Source organism: Pseudoduganella umbonata, assembly GCF_014192225.1.
In the GTDB taxonomy this organism is placed as follows: Bacteria; Pseudomonadota; Gammaproteobacteria; order Burkholderiales; family Burkholderiaceae_D; genus Rugamonas; species Rugamonas umbonata.
The window spans coordinates 646,076-659,498 of record NZ_JACHXS010000001.1 but is presented as its reverse complement, the minus strand read 5'-3'; the positions used below and the strand labels follow the sequence as shown (position 1 = coordinate 659,498).

General features: G+C 64.7%; 10 protein-coding genes. 4 read left to right on the top strand and 6 right to left on the bottom strand.

Annotated elements, in window-relative coordinates; genetic code table 11:
• Positions 1-4: 4 nt before the first annotated feature.
• Complete coding sequence (queE, locus tag FHS02_RS02695; RefSeq protein WP_137312681.1) at positions 5-640, bottom strand: 7-carboxy-7-deazaguanine synthase; 636 nt, start codon at positions 638-640, stop codon at positions 5-7.
• Positions 641-1,097: 457 nt separating this feature from the next.
• Between queE and FHS02_RS02690 the strand changes: the two genes are divergently transcribed.
• Positions 1,098-2,069: a sensor domain-containing diguanylate cyclase gene (locus tag FHS02_RS02690; protein WP_229422528.1), complete on the top strand. Its 972-nt coding sequence runs from the start codon at positions 1,098-1,100 to the stop codon at positions 2,067-2,069.
• 15 nt (positions 2,070-2,084) lie between these two features.
• Here FHS02_RS02690 and FHS02_RS02685 read toward each other — a convergent pair whose 3' ends face one another.
• Positions 2,085-3,806 (bottom strand): DUF4214 domain-containing protein, encoded by a 1,722-nt coding sequence (locus FHS02_RS02685; protein ID WP_137312679.1) that lies wholly within the window; start codon positions 3,804-3,806, stop codon positions 2,085-2,087.
• Positions 3,807-3,973: 167 nt separating this feature from the next.
• On the bottom strand, positions 3,974-6,184 hold the full coding sequence (locus FHS02_RS02680) for a prolyl oligopeptidase family serine peptidase (RefSeq protein WP_137312678.1): 2,211 nt from the start codon (positions 6,182-6,184) through the stop codon (positions 3,974-3,976).
• A gap of 238 nt (positions 6,185-6,422) precedes the next feature.
• Here FHS02_RS02680 and FHS02_RS02675 point away from each other — a divergent pair, with 238 nt between their 5' ends.
• Complete coding sequence (locus FHS02_RS02675; protein ID WP_137317271.1) at positions 6,423-8,276, top strand: GGDEF domain-containing protein; 1,854 nt, start codon at positions 6,423-6,425, stop codon at positions 8,274-8,276.
• Between the two features lie 147 nt (positions 8,277-8,423).
• Here the strand turns inward: FHS02_RS02675 and FHS02_RS02670 are convergent, their stop codons facing one another.
• The 3 genes from FHS02_RS02670 to FHS02_RS02660 all read right to left on the bottom strand — a co-directional run bounded on the left by FHS02_RS02670 (position 8,424) and on the right by FHS02_RS02660 (position 11,857).
• A complete protein-coding gene (locus FHS02_RS02670; protein ID WP_137312677.1) occupies positions 8,424-9,791 on the bottom strand; it encodes a tetratricopeptide repeat protein in 1,368 nt (455 codons plus the stop codon).
• Between the two features lie 179 nt (positions 9,792-9,970).
• Positions 9,971-10,597: a 3'-5' exonuclease gene (locus FHS02_RS02665; protein WP_137312676.1), complete on the bottom strand. Its 627-nt coding sequence runs from the start codon at positions 10,595-10,597 to the stop codon at positions 9,971-9,973.
• Between the two features lie 9 nt (positions 10,598-10,606).
• A complete protein-coding gene (locus FHS02_RS02660; RefSeq protein ID WP_137312675.1) occupies positions 10,607-11,857 on the bottom strand; it encodes an Hsp70 family protein in 1,251 nt (416 codons plus the stop codon).
• 153 nt (positions 11,858-12,010) lie between these two features.
• Here FHS02_RS02660 and FHS02_RS02655 point away from each other — a divergent pair, with 153 nt between their 5' ends.
• A complete protein-coding gene (locus FHS02_RS02655; RefSeq protein ID WP_221403761.1) occupies positions 12,011-12,172 on the top strand; it encodes a hypothetical protein in 162 nt (53 codons plus the stop codon).
• Positions 12,173-12,364: 192 nt separating this feature from the next.
• Positions 12,365-13,402: a LacI family DNA-binding transcriptional regulator gene (locus FHS02_RS02650; protein ID WP_371870551.1), complete on the top strand. Its 1,038-nt coding sequence runs from the start codon at positions 12,365-12,367 to the stop codon at positions 13,400-13,402.
• Positions 13,403-13,423: the final 21 nt, after the last annotated feature.

The window sequence follows — 13,423 nt, the reverse complement described above, 5'->3', positions numbered from 1 at the left end:
AAATTCAGGGAATGTTCAGGAGTTTGTGGGTCTGCAGCGAGAGCTTCCACTTCGGATGGCGCTTGCACGTTTCAATCGCCAGCGTGGTGTTGAAGGCTGCCAGCGGGCCGTCCATCGGCTGCACGAAGAAGTTTTCGAAATCCAGGTGTTCATAGTCGGCGAGATCCTGGTTGGCCTGCGGGATCACCACTTTCAGTTCGTTGCCTTTCGATACCACGAGCTGCGAGCCGACTTTCGGGCTGACGCAGACCCAGTCGATGCCCGGCGGGACGGCGACGGTGCCGTTGGTTTCGATGGCGATCGTGAAGCCGGCGGCGTGCATCGCGTCGATCAGCGGCGCATCGAGCTGCAGCAGCGGCTCGCCGCCCGTGAAGACGACGTATTTGCTGGCCGGGTAGGTTTCCGGCCACAGGCTGTCGATCACCTCGGCAAGTGCCTGCGGCGTGGCGAACTTGCCGCCGCGCTCGCCGTCGGTACCGACGAAATCCGTGTCGCAGAACTGGCACGTTGCGGTGGCACGGTCGCTCTCGCGACCGGTCCACAGGTTACAGCCGGCGAAGCGGCAGAATACCGCGGGCCGGCCTGCATGGGCGCCCTCGCCCTGCAAGGTATAGAAAATCTCTTTGATACTGTAAGTCACGATGAATCCTGATGAGCCTGGCATGCGCCAGACGGGCTGGCGGGCCATCGGCGAATGGCGAACCCTCGATTATATGCCAAAGCAGGGCAGGACATGTTGCCGCCGCCCTCCTTGCCCGGATCGCCGGACGCTGGCGCATCGACGATCTGTCCGCTGCCACGCAATGGCGTCGACAATTCCGCCCAGTCCGCTTGCGGCGCGTTTGTTCTGCATCAAACGTCGACGCGATACCACGCTGCACAATCGAGATTCAGCGCAAGACACGCTGGAAAAAACGAGTTGAAAAACGCAAGCTGAAACAGACGAGCTGAAACAGACGAGCTGAAACAGACGAGCTGAAACAGACGAGCTGAAACAGACGAGCTTAAACAGACGAACCCAAGTCAGCAAGCGGCGCGATGCGCAGTCGACAATCCCGGGCCAGCCAATGAACAATTCGCAAAAAGCGCAGCATCTGATGGATGTTACCTACCCCGGCCAGGCCGGCGGCGACACGTTCAGATTGCTCGAACTGCTTGCCATTCCCGCTTTCGTGCTCGATGCGCGCGGTCATGCCATTGCCTGGAATCGCGCCTGCGAGCGGCTGACCGGCGTGCCCCGCTACGAGGTACTGGGCAGTGCCAATGCATGGAGCTGCTTCCACCGCGATCCGCGCCCCACGCTGGCCGACCTGTTGATACAGGAGCGCATGGATGAGGTGGGAGCATTGTATGACGCCCACGCGCAGCTCTGCGACGAGCCGGGCCACCTGAGCGCGGAAGGCTGGTGCGACATGCCGTATGCGGGCCGGCGGCGCTACCTGGCGGTGGACGTGAGCCCGATCTGCGACGAACACGGCCACCTGGCGGCCGTGGTGGAAACCCTGCGCGACATGACCGACGAAAAGCAGGCCCAGATCTCGCTGGAGCAACTGGCCACGCGCGACGGCCTGACCGGGCTGGCCAACCGGCGCTGCTTCGACGACACGCTGCATGCCGAATGGCAGCGCGCGCTGCGCCAGCAGCAGCCGCTGTCGCTGCTGATGGTCGATGTCGATAATTTCAAGCAGTACAACGATGCGTACGGGCACGTGGGCGGCGATGAATGCCTGCGGCGGGTCGCCGGCGCCGTGGCGAAGGAGATGCGCGCGAATGACCTGGTCGCCCGCTACGGCGGCGAGGAATTCGCCGTGATACTGCCGAACCAGTCGCTGAAAGGCGCCGCGATCGTCGCCGAACGCATGCGCTGCCGCGTCGAGCAGCTGCACCTGCCGAACCTGGGGGCGGCGAAGCAGTTCGTGACCATCAGCGTCGGTGCCGCGACCGCGCTGCCGGCGCCGGAATACGAACCGTCACAGTTGCTGGCCACCGCCGACGCGGCGCTGTACCGCGCCAAGCACATGGGACGCAACCGCATCAGCCTGACGCGGGAGAGCGACGGCGCGGCGTGAACGTGGCCGGGCCCGTCAGCCGAGTACCTGGTACTCGATGCCGTCTTGCATCGCACCGATCAGGCGCAGCTGCAGCTCGGGCGATTCCGAGAATCCCGTGACGATCTGGCCGCGCGTCGCGCCGTTTTCCAGTGCGGCGACGTGGTACTTGAGGCCGGCTTCTTCGTAGCTTCGGCCCAAGGCATTGACATACAGCTGCGCAACGAAGGCCGCATTGTCGTTCTGGCCATACAGTACCTGGTACTCGGGGCTCAGCGTGAAGCGCTGCGCTGCCTGCTGCAGCGTCATGCCGGCATCGAGCGCGTCGAGCCAGAAGGCCATGCCGCCGTTGTCGGGCGTGCGGTTGAACGCCGTTTCGTACAGGCGGTAGATCTGGCCCGCCGCGGCCCGCACGTCGAGGGCGACGCCGCTGGCATCGGCAAACTCGACGCGCTCGACACCGGTCAGGATGTCGGCGATGCCGGTAGCCTTTTCCAGCACGGTGTAGCCATCGGCATTGGCTGCAATCTGGTAGGTGGAGCGGTTGCCGGCATACAGCACGACGTCGACACCGCCGCCACCGTCGATCCGGGCGGCACCCGCCACCGCCGTGATCACGTCGTTTCCGGCCGTGCCCACCTGCTGCGCAAGCTGCGCGATGCTGTCGGCGGCGACGGTGCGGTCGGCAAAGCGCAGGCTTTCGATCCCGGTCAGCACGTCGGCGCCGTCGCCCTTCACCGTCAGCGTATCGCCTTCGCGCAACACCACATAGCTGGCGAAGTTCTTTGTGAAGACGACAGCGTCCTGCCCTTCGCCGCCGGCGATCGTATCGTTACCGGTGCCCTGGTTGAAGGTGTCCGCGCCTGCGCCGCCCGTCAGCCTGTTGCCGTTTCCGTTGGCGTAGAACGTGGTGCCGCCCGAGCCGCCGATCGCGCTTTCGATCGTGACGCCGTAGGCGATCGACACGTTGTTCAGGCCGCGCGCGGTCTCGCTGAACGTGCCCGCGTTCAGGTTGATCACGGAGGTGCCGGTGCAGGCCGAGAAGTCCAGCGTATCCGTGCCGCCGGCATCCCAGATGCACATCGGTGGCGTGCCGCTCGCCAGCCGGTAGCTGTCGTTGCCCGCGTGGTAGCTCATGTTGGCGCCGTACAGGTACTGGATCGCCTGGATGTCGTACAGCATCGCCGTGGTCGCGAACGTCCGGTTGATGGCGTAGCTGCTCGGATCGTTGTACGACATCTGCGTGTAGTCACCGTTGTCGGTCGCTGCTGGCAGGAACGGGCCGTCGGCACCGCCACCGGACGAGTTGTAGTTGCCCGGATGCTTCAGCCCCAGCATGTGGCCAATCTCGTGGATGAGCACCGTCGGGCCGTAGGTACCCGCCGTGAAGACCGAGTTGTACGGCGTGTCGCTGGCATTGTTCACGTACATCTGCACCGAGCGCACGCCCGTATCGGGCAGGTACGCATAAGCGCTGCTGTCGCTTTGCGTATTGGTGCCGAACTGCAGTTGCCCGGTATCGGCCGATACCTCGGCGAACGTGATGTTCGCCACCGCTGCCCATTGGCCCAGCGCCTCGCGCACCGCCACCTGCTGGGCAGTCGACATGGCCTTGAATCCGGCACGATCGTCGGACGTTGCCTCGAGCGGCGCGCGGGTCAGGAAGCTGTAGGTCAACGTGACGGGAGTCTGCGGCGCGATGTTCCAGCTGCTGTAGACGAGGGCATCGATGGCGTTGTTGCCGGTTATAAGGCTCATGATGATCGGGGGAAAAGACAGTTGGGTTGGATGGTAGCACGCGGGGCAGGCAGCAGTGCGGCAGTGCAACACAGTGTTGCATTTTAGCATCATACCCCGGTTTGCCCGCCAAAAAAAATGGGCGCCGAAGCGCCCATGACCGTCGTCAATCCTGGTTGTCGCAGCCGTTACGGCGCACTGCCCTGCTTTGCCGACGATGCAGCCGGCACGGTAGCCGCCGTGCCCGCCGCAGCGGGCATGCCCAGCGTGCGTGCCAGGAAGCCCCAGCGGTCCGCCACTTCCTCGATCTGCTTCGAGGTCGGTTTGCCGGCGCCGTGGCCGGCCTTGGTTTCGATGCGGATCAGCACCGGAGCCGGCCCGCCCTGGGCCGCCTGGGCGGCCGCGGCGAACTTGAAGCTGTGCGCCGGCACGACGCGGTCATCGTGATCGGCCGTCGTCACCATCGTGGCCGGGTAGCAGGTGCCGGCCTTCAGGTTGTGCAACGGCGAATACTTGACGAGCGCCTTGAACTCTTCCGCGTTGTCGGACGAACCATAGTCCGACGTCCATGCCCAGCCGATCGTGAACTTGTGGAACCGCAGCATGTCCATGACGCCAACCGCCGGCAATGCCGCGCCGAACAGGTCCGGCCGCTGCGTCATCGCCGCGCCGACCAGCAGGCCGCCATTGCTGCCGCCGCCGATCGCCAGTTTCGCGGGCGACGTCACCTTGCTGGCCACCAGCCATTCGGCAGCGCCGATGAAATCGTCGAAGACGTTCTGCTTGCGCAGCTTGGTCCCCGCCTGGTGCCATGCTTCGCCGTATTCGCCGCCGCCGCGCAGGTTGGCCATCACATACACGCCGCCCATCTCGACCCAGGCCAGGTTGGCGACCGAGAATGCCGGTGTCAGCGGAATGTTGAAGCCACCGTAGCCGTACAGGTAGGTGGGATTGCTGCCATCGAGCTTGATGCCTTTCCTGGCGACGATGAACATCGGTACCCGCGTACCATCCTTGCTCGTGAAGAATTCCTGGCGCGTTTCAAATGCGGTCGGGTCGAAGTCCACCTTGGGCTGCCGGTAGACCGTGCTCTTGCCCGCCTTCAGGTCGTAGCGGTAAATCGTCGCCGGCGTGGTGAAACTGGTGTACGAGTAGAAGGTCTCCGTGTCGCCGCGCTTGCCGGCAAAGCCGCCGGCGGAACCGATGCCGGGCAGCGCCACGTCGTGCAGCGGCTTGCCTTTCAGGTCGAAGACCTTGACCGCGCTGTACGCGTCGGCGAGGTATTCGGCGACCAGCTGGCCATTGACGATGTTCGCGCCCTTCAGCGTCTGCTGCGTCTCCGGCACGATTTCCGTCCACTTGCCGTTGCGCACGTCGATCGCCGCGATGCGCGATTTCGGCGCGTCCTTGTCGGTGACGAAGTAGAACAGCGGACCGTCGTTGTCGATGAAGGTGTAGGAAGCGTCGAATGCTTCGAGCAGGCCGGCGACCTTGCCGCCCTTCTGTTTCAGGTCCTTGATGAAGACGCGGTTCTTCGGATCGGTACCCTGACTCGAGTTGATGACGAGGTAGCGGCCGTCGTCGGTCACTTCGGCCTGGAAGCCCCATTCCTTCTGGTCCGGGCGGTCGTAGACCAGGACGTCACGTTCCTGGGGCGTGCCCAGCTTGTGGAAGTACAGTTTCTGGAAGTAGTTCACGCCGGCCAGCCTGGCCCCTTCGGCCGGTTCGTCGTAGCGGCTGTAGTAGAAGCCGGAACCGTCGTGCGCCCAGGCGGTGTTGGAGAACTTCACCCACTTGATGTGGTCGACCGTGTCCTTGCCGGTATCGATGTCGCGCACGCGGATTTCGTTCCAGTCGGAGCCGGACGCCGCGGTACTGTAGGCCAGGTGCTTGCCGTTCGGGCTGATGGCGATGCCGGCCAGCGCCACGGTGCCGTCGGCGGCCAGCTTGTTCGGGTCCAGCAGCACGCGGGGCTGGTCGTTCAGCGTTTTCAATGTGTACAGCACGGCCTGGTTCTGCAGGCCGTCGTTGCGGCTGTAGAAGTAGCGGCCGCCTTCCTTGAACGGCACCGAGTAGCGTTCGAAGTTCCACAGCTGGGTGAGTCGCTGGCGGATCGCCGCGCGCTCCGGAATCTGCCCCAGGAAGCCTTGCGTCAGGCGGTTCTGTTCATCGACCCACTGCTTGGTCTCTGCGCTGTTGGCATCTTCCAGCCAGCGGTAAGGGTCGGCGATCGTGGTGCCGTGGTAATCGTCGCGCTGGTCGATTTTTTTCGTGACCGGGTAGGTCAGGGGCGACTGGGAACCGGCACTGGCCGCGCAGGTTTGGGCCAGGGCCTGGCCGGTGGTACCGGCCAGCAGCGCAGAGACGACGGTAGCAAGGGTAGCGCGTTTCAGATGCATGAATGTCCTTATGATGTGGAAGCCCGCCTTGGCACGGCGGACTTTTCGATCATATCGCCATCCGTGGCAAATTAGAAAGGCTCTGTCCGCGGGAACGGTGCAGTTTATTCGGCCGTTTCATCAGCCGGTCATAAATTATTCATATTATTCATGCGACTTGTTTTAGTGAACCATCGTGAATCCCGCCTCCGCTTTCCCGCCAGCCAGCACCGCGCCAGCCGACTTCAAGCCTGCCGACATGAAGCCAGCCACCATCAGGCCGGCCGCCACGAAGGACGCCGACGTCCTGCCCGCCAACGTCAGCTATCTGCGTGCCCATGCCGGCGCCCCCGTCTGTGCGCACCTGCTCGATATTCTTGCGCGGCGCCGGTTGACCGCGCTGTTCCAGCCCGTGATCCGCACCCAGACCGGCGACATCATCGGCTATGAAGGTTTGATCCGGGGCCCGTCGGACAGTCCGCTGCACGCACCGATGAAGCTGTTCGGGGCGGCTCGCGAGCATGGCTTGACCCTGGAAGTGGAATATCTGTGCCGCCGCATCGTGCTGGAACGTTTCGCCGAACTGGATTTGCCGGGCAAGCTGTTCCTCAACGTGAGCCCTGAATGCCTGCTGCCGCGCCGCGGCGCCGGCGATGGCGAAACGCTCGGCTGCATCCGCCAGCTTGGCCTGCGCCCTGACCGCGTGATCATCGAACTGACGGAAAACCAGCCGACCTACGATTACGAACGGATGCGCGAAGCGGTGCTGCACTATCGCGCCCGCGGTTTCGAGATCGCGATCGACGACCTGGGCGAAGGTTTTTCCAGCCTGCGGCTTTGGTCGGAGCTGCGGCCCGACTACGTGAAGATCGACATGCACTTCATCCAGGGCATCAACCATGATCCGGTGAAGCTGCAGTTCGTCCGGTCGATCCAGGAAATCGCCGAGAAGTCGCACACGCTGGTGATCGCCGAGGGCATCGAGAAAAGCGCCGAGCTGATGGTGCTGCGCGACCTGGGGGTCGCGTTCGCGCAAGGGTACCACCTGGGCCATCCGGAGGTGAACCCGGCACGCACCTTGCCGGCTGACGTGATCGGCACCCTGACCCGGACGGGCGTGGCGGTATACCCGCAGCGGAGCATGGAAAAGAATGCCGTCAGCATCCTGAAACTGTTGCATCACGTGCCGGCCGTGCCGTCGGCGATGACGAACAACGACGTGTACCGGTGCTTCGAAGCCGATCCGCAACTGATGATCATCCCGGTCGTCGACGACGGGCTGCCGCTTGGCCTGATCTCCCGTTTCAACATGATCGCCCATTTCGCCCGTCCGTATGAACGCGAGCTGTACGGTCGCAAGTCATGCCGGCAGTTCATGGACGCAGCGCCCCTGGTCGCCGACAAGGACACCAGCCTGCAAGACCTGTCGTTCCGGATGGCCGCCTCGGATGCGCATCACCTGTTCAATGGCTTCATCATCACCGATGGCGGCCGCTACCTTGGCATGGGTACGGGTCACGACCTGATGCGCGAGATCACGCAGTTGCAGATCCATGCGGCGCGCTATGCGAATCCGTTGACCGGCTTGCCCGGCAACGTGCCGATCAACGAGCACATCGACCGCCTGCTGCACAGCGGGACGCGCTTCTGGGTGTGCTATTGCGACCTCGATCATTTCAAGCCGTTCAACGACGTGTACGGCTATCGACGCGGTGACGATGTGATTGGTCTGCTGGGCAATATCCTGTCACGGCATGGCGACCCCGATCGCGATTTCGTCGGCCACATTGGCGGCGACGATTTCGTGATCCTGTTCCAGAGCGAGGATTGGGAAGCGCGTTGCCGCGCGATGCTGGCCGAGTTCGCCGCTACGGGACTGGAGCTCTACAGCGACGGCGACCGTGAGCGTGGCGGCTACCTGGGCGAGGACCGGCAGGGGCGCAAAGTGTTTCACCCGCTGATGAGCCTGTCGGTGGGTGCCATCCGCGTGGAACCGCATCAATTCCATTCGCATCACCAGGTTGCCACCAGCGCAGCCGAAGCAAAGAAGCAGGCCAAGAAAATCCACGGCAACAGCCTGTTTCTCGACCGTCGGCAAATGCCGGCACGCTGAAGCGCGGCCGGGAGATTTGCCGGCCTCGATCTTTGCCGGCCCGCAGATGGGCCAGCGCGTGAATTTGCATCCTCGAATTTGCCAGCCCGTGAATTTGCCGGCCCCGAAGATCCGTCGGCGAAAAGAGGCAATGACACGGTGCGCCGGTCAGGCGCGGTGGGCGTCGCGCCAACGCCGCGTCATCAGTTCGGCGGAACCGATTTCTTCACGTGTCAGCTTGCGTTCGATCAGCTTGCGGTTGTTGCACGCGGCTTCATCGCCGGCCTCGGCCGCCAGCGAGATCCACATGTAGGACAGAACGGGGTCGCGCTCGACACCGCGACCGCCGGCATACATGCCGCCCAGGTTGTACTGGGCCAGCGGATGGCCCTGCTCCGCCGCCTTGCGGTACCAGCGCACCGCCTCGGCATTATCCTGCGGCACCCCCTGGCCATTCGCGTACATGACGCCAAGATTGTTTTGCGCGCTGGCATCGCCCTGCGCCGCGGCATTCCGGTACCAGGCCACGGCGCGGACTTCATCCTTCGGCACGCCATGGCCATTCGCATAGATGACGCCGACGTTGAACTGGGCATTCGCCGCGCCCTGGTCGGCGGCCTTCCGGTACCAGGCCAGCGCTTCGGCGGGATCGCGGGCAACGCCACGGCCTTGCGCGTACATCCCGCCCAGGTTGTACTGCGCCAGCATGTGGCCCGCACTGGCGGCACGGCGGTACCAGTCGGATGCCAGCGCTTCATCCTTGCGTGCACCGTAACCGTTGGACAGCATGACGCCCAGGTTGAACTGGGCATTGGCGTCGCCCTGCTCGGCGGCGCGGCGCAGCCAGGAGCAGGCCCGTTCCAGGTCCATCTGCACGCCGCGGCCTTCCGCGTAGGCGACGCCCAGATGGCGCTGCGCGGCGGCCATGCCCTGCGCGGCCGCCTGGCGATACCACGCCACGGCCTGCGTATCGCTCTGCAGCACGCCGTGGCCGCGCCGGTACATCAGGCCGAGGTTCAGCTGCGCGGTTGCGTCGCCCTGCAATGCGGCCTTGCGGAACCATGCCAGTGCCAGCTGGAAATTGCGCCTTGTGCCGAGCCCTTGCGCATACGCTTCGCCGAGCAGTGCCTGGGCGCTGGCGACACCCTGTTCGGCAGCCCGGCAAAACCAGGTGAGGGCCGTTTCATCGCTGCGCGGCACGCCACGGCCTTTGCGGTACATCAAGCCCAGGTTTTGCTGCGCCGACGCGTCGCCCTGCCGCGCGGCCATGCGGAACCAGAACACGGCTTCGGTATCGTCCGGCCTGGTACCGGCGCCGTTATAGTACATGGCACCCAGGTGGTTCTGGGCGAATGCGATGCCCTGCAATGCCGACAGCCGCATCCAGATGAATGCGGCGTCCTCGTCAGGCCTGACGCCCTTGCCGCGCTTGTAGATCAGGGCCAGGTTGAACTGCGCATACGCATCGCCTTTCTCGGACGCTTCGCGAAACCATGCGTAGACGTTGACGTCCTCCCTCGAGTAACGGTTGTTCATGCGTGCTCTCCCATCCTGCGCGTCGGTATGTTGCATAAAGCTTAATAAACGATTGCGCAGTGCTTTTGAGAAGGCTCAATTGCCCGACCGTTTTGTCATGGTCGATGACTCGGTGGAAAACGTTGACGCGGCAGGAGGCGCCGCCCGGCGCAGCGGGCTAGCGGCAGTGGCGGGGCCGTTCAGCCCTGAGTGGCGGACTGTTTGCTCAGGAAGGCGTGGACCTTGGCGGCGGCCAGCTTGTTGACCGACATCAGCAGCGCCGGCTCGACGGCGGCAATGCCGTAGCTTGACGCAAGATGACGCCCGATGTGCAGCAATACCTCCGCCGCCACCTCGGCATCGGCCTCGGCCCGGTGGGCGGTGCCGCGGAACGGGATGCCGAGCTGGCTGCCCAGGTTGCCGAGTTTATAGCTGTACAGTTGCGGATAGACGCGCCGCGACAGTTTCAACGAACACACGGTACCCCCGTGCGCGGGTGCCATGCCCAGCCGCATGCTTTCGGCGCGCAGGAATTTTTCGTCGAAACTGGCATTGTGGGCCGCCAGTGCGTCGGCACCGATGAATTCGAGCAGCCGCGGCACGACTTCGTGCACTGGCGGTGCCGTGTCCACCATCTGCTGGGTGATGCCGGTCAGGCTGGTGATGAACGCGGGGATGCGGGCACCGCAATTGACCAGAGACACATAGCGATCGACGATCACGCCGTCGGCAATGCGCAGCGCGGCCACTTCGGTGATGCGGTCGCCCATGTCCGGCGACAGCCCGGTGGTCTCGAAGTCCAGCATGACGATCGGTTTGGTCAGCATGTCGTCCCCTCAGCCGAATTGCCGGACAGCGTCCAGCGCCAGGCCGGCGCCGATACTGCCGAAACGGTCGCCTTCGACGCGGCGCGCGGCCGGCACCGTGGCCGCGATCCGTTCGCGCAATGCCGCCACGCCGGACGAGCCGCCTGTAAAGAACACGGTATCGACCTGTTCGCTGCGCACACCGGCGTCGGCCAGCAGCCGCGCCACGCTGCCGCCGACCGTGTCGACCAGCGCGCCGATCGCCGCGACGAAGCAGTCTCTTTCCACATCCAGTGCAAGCGGCGGCGCCAGCCGGTCCAGTTCCAGCCGCACCGAGGCCTGGTCCGACAGCGCGATCTTGGTTTCCTCGACACGCATCGCCAGCCAGTGGCCGGCGCGGTCCTCGATCAGGTTTTGCAGCCGCAGCAGCTTTTGCGGCTCGCGCGCGTCGCGCACCAGTTCGCCCAGTTGTGCCGACATCTTCCTGGTGTACGCCTGGTTGATCGTGTGCCAGGTCGCCAGGTTGAAGTAATAACTGGACGGCACCGCGCTGCCGTTCTTCAGTTCGCTGCCATGGCCGAGCTCAGGCATCACCGTCACCAGACTCAGGTATTTGTCGAAATCCGTACCGCCGATATGCACGCCGGCACTGGCCAGGATATCGTCGCGGCGGTCGCGGCGGGCCATCCGCGACGGCGCCAGCCGCACCAGCGAAAAGTCCGACGTGCCGCCGCCGATGTCGGCGATCAGCACCAGTTCCTCGCGGTCGATCTGCGACTCGTAATCAAACGCGGCGGCGATCGGTTCGAACTGGAATGCCAGCTCGCGGAAGCCCGCGGCACGGGCAATCTCGGCCAGCGTGTCCTGGGCCAGCCGGTCGGCGGCCGGATCGTCGTCGACGAAATGCACGGGCCGGCCAAACACCGCCGCGTCGAACTCGCGGCCGGCGGCACTTTCGCCGCGGCGCTTCAACTCGCGGATGAACTGGCCCAGCAACTCGCGGAACGACAGCGCGCGCCCGGCCACCTCGGTCTGCCCATCCATCAACGGCGTACCCAGCAGGCTCTTGAGCGAACGCATCAGGCGGCCTTCGTAGCCCGCCAGGTAATCGGCCAGCGCCGCGCGGCCGAACGTGACGTCATCGTCGTCGGCATTGAAAAACACCACCGATGGCAACGTGACCTTGCCGTCTTCGAGCGGCAACATCACGGGCCGGCCCGGTTGCACCCACCCGACCGTGGAATTGGACGTGCCGAAGTCGACACCGCACGCTGTTGCCATCGCTACCTCATCTGAAAGGGGCAAAATTTTACCAGAGTTGGCTTGACCTGCATCAAATCCCGCACCGCGTACATAGTTACGCTAGGAAATTCGACAACACGGGAGACCGATATGGCAGGCTACAGCAGAGGTTCGGCACAGGTGCGGTACAACATGAACGAAGAGACGGGAACGGCGGGCCAGTCCCGCGGCGGCCGCGCGACGCCGCGTCATGGCCGTACCCGGGAACGCCTGCGCGGTGGCTGGCGCCGCCGCGCAGGCGCGACCGGGGTTCTGCTGGCCGTCATCGCGGTGACGATGGTGATTGGCGGGTAGCGCTGGTGCCACACTCGCGCCAGCGCCTTGCAATTTTCCCATGGCAATAATTGCCACAACGCAAGCTCATGCGTTATCCTCGACCGAAACGGTGCCGCCACGGGCCAACCCAAGACGATGAGAAAAACCAAGACACCACCTCCGGCAGAGAACGTGGCCGTTGCCCGGGCGGCCGAGTATAAGGCCGCGGTCGTGCGTGAAAACCGGCGCGTCACATCCTATGACGTGGCGCTCGTCGCCGGTGTATCGCAGTCGGCCGTGTCGCGCTGCTTCAAGCCCGGCGCCAGCGTATCGCCGGCAACCTATGCACGCGTGATGAAGGCGGCGGCCGGGCTGGACTATATTCCCAACGCGGCGGCGCGCAGCCTGATCACGCGGCGCTCGAACATGGTTGCCGTGGTGATGCCCCACTTCGCCAACGTGTACTCACCCGAAGCCCTGGCGGAACTGTCCCAGCAGCTGACGCGGCGCGGCAAGCGCGTGCTGCTGTTCACGATCCAGCAGGAATCCGACGTGGAACACATCCTCGGCGACATCTGGCAATACCAGGTGGACGGCGCGATCATCGCCGCCCCCGTCAGCGACGAGCAGGTGCAGGAATTCGAACGGCGCGGCCTGCCGCTGGTGGTCTTCAACCGCAACCTGCGCGGCCGCACCGTCAACAGCGTGCTGTGCGACCATTACGAAGCGGGCCGCATGCTTGCCACGCGCCTCGCCGCCGCCGGACATCGCCAGTTCGGCATCGTGGCCGGGCCCGATGCGCCGACGGTGGCCGCCGAGCGCCGGATGGGCGCCTGCGACCGGCTGCAGGAACTGGGCCTGCCGCCTCCCGTCGTGGTCGGCGGACAATTCGACTATGCCAGCGGCGCGCAGGGCCTGCGCGAGATCATCGAGCGGCTGGGCCACCTGCCGGACGCCGTCATCTGCGGCAACGACGTGATGGCGCTCGGCTGCCTCGACCTGGCGCGCCATGAACTGGGCATCGACGTCCCGGGCACCATGTCGATCGCCGGATTCGACGCGATCGAACCGGCCAGCTGGCTGAGCTGCAACCTCACCACGCTGCGCCAGCCAATGCACAAAATGGCACTGGCGGCAGCCGACCTGCTGACCTCGATGATCGAGTCGCACGGCAGCCACCTTGCCGAAAAGCGCACTTTCGCGCCGCAACTGGTGGAAGGCGCAACCGCCCGGCTGTCGCCCATCGGGGATGCATCGCTGGCTGCGTAGCAGCCGCGCCTGCCTGGACGC